The 4,216-nt window shown below is 67.6% G+C and carries 6 protein-coding genes; 3 read left to right on the forward strand and 3 right to left on the reverse strand.

The genetic code is table 11. The features are described from left to right. Window positions 1–323 precede the first annotated feature (323 nt). The gene (locus tag U9980_RS11910) at window positions 324–581 is read left to right on the forward strand and encodes a hypothetical protein (protein ID WP_322767963.1); all 258 of its coding nucleotides are present in this window, start codon (window positions 324–326) and stop codon (window positions 579–581) included. Further along, window positions 578–958, forward strand: a complete 381-nt coding sequence (locus U9980_RS11915; RefSeq protein WP_322767964.1) for a hypothetical protein — start codon at window positions 578–580, stop codon at window positions 956–958. Before U9980_RS11910 ends, U9980_RS11915 begins: the two co-directional genes overlap by 4 nt. 22 nt (window positions 959–980) lie before the next feature. Here the strand turns inward: U9980_RS11915 and U9980_RS11920 are convergent, their stop codons facing one another. After that, on the reverse strand, window positions 981–1,307 hold the full coding sequence (locus tag U9980_RS11920) for a DMT family transporter (protein ID WP_322767965.1): 327 nt from the start codon (window positions 1,305–1,307) through the stop codon (window positions 981–983). A gap of 23 nt (window positions 1,308–1,330) precedes the next feature. Beyond that, on the reverse strand, window positions 1,331–2,323 hold the full coding sequence (locus tag U9980_RS11925) for a sucrase ferredoxin (protein WP_322767966.1): 993 nt from the start codon (window positions 2,321–2,323) through the stop codon (window positions 1,331–1,333). Window positions 2,324–2,366: 43 nt separating this feature from the next. On the opposite strand from U9980_RS11925, the gene U9980_RS11930 reads away from it, so the two are divergent. Continuing rightward, complete coding sequence (locus U9980_RS11930) at window positions 2,367–2,813, forward strand: hypothetical protein (RefSeq protein ID WP_322767967.1); 447 nt, start codon at window positions 2,367–2,369, stop codon at window positions 2,811–2,813. A 562-nt stretch (window positions 2,814–3,375) separates the two neighbouring features. On the opposite strand, the gene U9980_RS11935 is transcribed toward U9980_RS11930, so the two are convergent. Continuing rightward, window positions 3,376–4,216: AIM24 family protein (locus U9980_RS11935; protein ID WP_322767968.1), on the reverse strand; the 841-nt coding region annotated here is incomplete at its 5' end.

Genomic DNA, 4,216 nt, shown 5'->3' on the forward strand with positions numbered 1-4,216 from the left:
CGCAGCGCCTCAGCCTTCTCCCGCATGAGGGCCTGCTCGGCCCGTTTGATCGCCAGCCCCGGACGGGACTCGGGATCGGCGAGGAACGAAGCCTCCGCTCCGAGCGAAAGTCCGGGATCGCCTACCGGGGTCGCGCCTTCCATTGGTCCAGCCTGCCATCAACGCGCTGGTGTGAGGTGTGGGGGCCAGCCGACCACCGAGACCCCTGTCAAACGCAAGCATAACCGGTATCGATCCTCATCCAAAGGATGGCGGCACGCAGCGCCACGCTTGCCGGCTACGGGTACGTACCCATACCCTGATCCGGATGAAGGGAGCTTCCCGTGGCTGACGCCAACATCCGCATCCCTACCGATGCGCGCGACCGGCTCGCTGAGATCGCGGCGGCCGAGGGCTTGTCCTTGCGCGCTTATCTCGCCCGTCTGGCGAGCACCCTGCTCACGCCGGCCGAGCGCGCGGCGCGTGCCGAGCAGGCCCGTGCGGAGCTGCGGAAGTGGAACGGCTACGACCCCACCGAGGCGGAGGCTGCACAGGTGGACGCCGATCTTGATCGCCGATTGGCGGAGATACGTACCCGGTGACCGGAGCGCTACACGTCATTCTCGACGACACCGCCCTGGTTGCCGCCGGCCGCGGCAACGTCCTGGCTTCTCGCCTCATCCACCGGGCACACGTGGAGTCGGGGTGGTTCCTCTATGCCGCGGCGTGTGCGCTGGTCGAGGCCGACCGGGCCCGCCCCGGCACGGCCGAACACGTCGCAGCCCTGCCCGCCATCACCGTCGTCGATCTGGATCTACCTGCCGCCCTCTGGGTTGCTCAGGACGTCACGTGGGCGCTTGCGCACAGTCGGTATGCCGCCGAGCCGACAGCCGATCGTCCCGAAGGCGCAGTCATCGCCACAGCCTCCCCGGACAGATGGAGGGACCACCCGGTTCGCATTCTCGATCTCAGCCCTTGATACCAGCGCTCTTAGCGGCGGTTCACCGGTGGGTTCCGCTGAGCTGGAGGCCGAGGACGCCCAGCACCACCAGCAGCAGCGAGACGACCCGCAGGAGGTTCAGAGTCTCCCCGTAGGCGACCACGCCGATGATCACAATCACCGTGGTACCGACCGCGGACCACACCGCGTAGGCGACGCCGATCGAGATCTGCCGCAGCACGAGGGACAGCAGGTAGAACGAGAGCGGGTAGCAGACGCAGACCACAACCGACGGCCACAGCCGCGTGAACCCCTCGGACGCACGCAATGACGTGGTCGCGATGATCTCTGCGGCGATCGCCACGGCCAGCTGCAGAGCCACAACCATTCCCGCACCGTATCCGGGTCGGGTCAGCTCCGGACCGTGATGTGCCGTAGCGCGAGTTCCGGGCTTGTCTTCCCCGCGACCTCCGGCGGCTCACCACAGACCAGAACGGGCACGTCGCGGGCGACCTCGACCACCGCGACAGCGCTGGCCTCCCCGGTCGGCCCGCACCAGGCGAGCTCCACGGTCGCGGCCCGTCCGCCGTCGGTGACCTCGGTCCGCGAGGAGGTGATCTCGTGGTCGAGCCAGCCCCAGCCGAACCGTTCGAGCAGCTCCCGCTCGACTACCTGCCCCCACGGGTCGAGCGCGGTGGTGCCACGATACCTGTCACGTAGCGTGGCCGGATGAGCGGAACGGCGCATGATCCCGTCGAGCGTCGACGCATCGAGAAACCCCCAGGCCCGCCCGTCGGGGAGCGTGAACCCGGTCGGGGCGAACCGGTGCCCGCCGGTGTGGCTGCAACGGCGAACCCGTACGCCGGGCCAGGCCGACGCCGCTTCGATCTGCAGGCGGACTCCGTTCCTGCCGCAGCACCGGTCCCGTTGACCATGACCGCAGAGCAGGACCTCGGCGGGCGCTGCCTGCACGATCGTGTCGCCATTAGCGCTATTCGTGCTATCCGTGCTATCCGTGCTATCCATGGGGTCACCCGCGTCGAGGAGCCGGATGAGCGCATCGACAAGTCGATCACGAGGCACTGTGTAGTCGATGCCCAGGAAACGGTTGGAGCCCGCTCGACGCCACCGGGTGATCAGCACGCCCGCTCCCGGGTCGAGGTCGCCCTCATCGGCCGGGTGCACCGCTAGCAGCCTGGTCCGGTTCAGACCACCGGGCCGGGAATGACGCAGGGCCGCCGCGAAGGCCGGGATTTCACTCACGTCGCGTGGCCACGGCGCGGGCGTCTCGACCAGCAGCAGCGTGTCGCAGGTCAGGGCCGATCCGATCGGGTCGACGCCCTGCTCCCGCGTCCACGGCGCACAGCGGAACGACAGCGTTGAGGAAGTGGTTTCGACGCTCATGACCCCGCACCACCTTCATGATCGCCGAATTCCAGAAGGATCGTTGACTCCTCTTTATCACGAGCTCACCGACGGCGTGGGCGACGGGAAGCCGGTCGACGACGTCGGCACGACCTGCGGGGTAGGAACGGGCGGTGTGGGTACCGGCGAAAAGGAATGGACAGGCAACGGCTCAACGGTCGTCAGTGGTTCGGGCGGTGACGGCCCCGTCGTGACAATGGCGGTGATTTCGGTGGTCGGAGTCACCCCGGTCGGGCCGACGGTGCCCGGCGGAATCACACCAGGCTCGGGCACCAGGGATTTGGATCCGGTGGGGCCCGACCGGATTTCCGGTGTCGGGCCACCGTCCGCGCCCTCAGGCGTCGCGGCTCGGCGTTTTGTCGTACCGGTCGGTACCGCCGCCGGACCCCCTGGAGCCGTGCCCGGCGCCCCCGACACGGGCGTCACCCGCGGTACCGGGTCCAGCAGCGAGTTCCGCGCCGCTCCTTGAGTCGCGTAAAGGAACGCGGACACAAGGATCAGCATCACACCGACGACGCCGGAACCGGCCTCGAGCCAAGGCCGCGCGCGAATTCGCAGCCACCAGGTGGGCGTACGTCGGCGCCTCTTCACCCGATCCCCTTACCTACTGTACTTTTCCCCACCTCACCGGTAGGTTCCACACATCCAGTAGGACGAGTCACGACCCGTTCGGGTTGCGAGGTGGCGTCGCCCGATCCGTCGCGTCCGTTGCCCGATCCGTCGCGCGGCGGCTGTCTGGCAGGACGCCAGATCTCGGTTCTCCGCCCAGGTCCTCGGGCCGGGCATAGAGCGCCCGGCACACGATGATCCCCTGTTACTCCGGCGCGGGCTTCGACCCGGACCTGCTGACCTCAACCAACGGTGATCAAGTATTGACCATCGGCCTGAACGAGTTGTACGAGCAGCAGGAGCAGCAGGAGCAGCAGGAGCAGCCCTCAAAGGATGTGATTCTGGTGCTGGTCCAGCAGCATGAGAATCACATCCTTCGGCTCTGTGGACCGCCGAGTCCTTGCTGTGGACCGCAGCGTCCTTCAGCGGCCGCCGAACATGCCGCCCCGGCCGTGCCCCTGCCCACCGTGCCCCGGAGCATCGTGGTGACCCTGCATCTGGTTGCCGGCGAAGCCAGCCTCGCCAAAGCCGAAGTGTCCAGCGAGCCCCGCACCGGCGAGCGCGTTGTACGGCGGGAGCAACTCACATGGTTGGACGATCACGTAGCCGTCGCCCGAGAACTGCATCTGCCAGCCCTCCCCGGTGTTGCCGCGCGGCCGCCAGGCCGACGACGACGTCACGGCGGCCTGCATCGACACCTGCAGGCTCGATGACCAGCCCACCACCGCGTCGGCGTCCGCGAAGTAGTAGTTCTGTGGCGTGACGCGCATCACCAGCGGCGTGCCCGACGTCACCACCGCGACCTTCCCGTTTCCGGACAGCTCCACCTGGTAGCTACCAGCTCCGGCGATCGAGACCTGGGAATCGATGCGGACGACGTTCCAGTACAGATCCCGGTCGAAGGCGAGCACGTTCTTGCCGTCCACGGTCAGACCGTCACCGGCAAGGTCGAGGATATGCACATCCTGGCCCTGATTGGCAAGAAAGACCGTGCCTGCGCCGGATACCATCATCAGGTTCAGGCCCTCGCCACCCGAGAACAGCGAACGGAACTGGTGGCCCCAACCCTCCCAGTGTGCGTCAAAGGTCGCGCCACCCTGATAGGCGACCATCGCACCCTTGCGGGCGTAGAACTCCCGCATTCCTTCGGCGCCGAGCGTCGCCTTGAGCATCTTCCCGTTCTGCAGGGTGAAGCGTTCCCCCGACTGCACCTCGGGATTGCCCAACAGGCTGCTGCGAATCCCCCCTCCCGGACCGCCGGGC

Origin of the sequence: Protofrankia sp. Cr1 (assembly GCF_963555865.1) — a bacterium.
Lineage (GTDB): Bacteria > Actinomycetota > Actinomycetes > Frankiales > Frankiaceae > Protofrankia.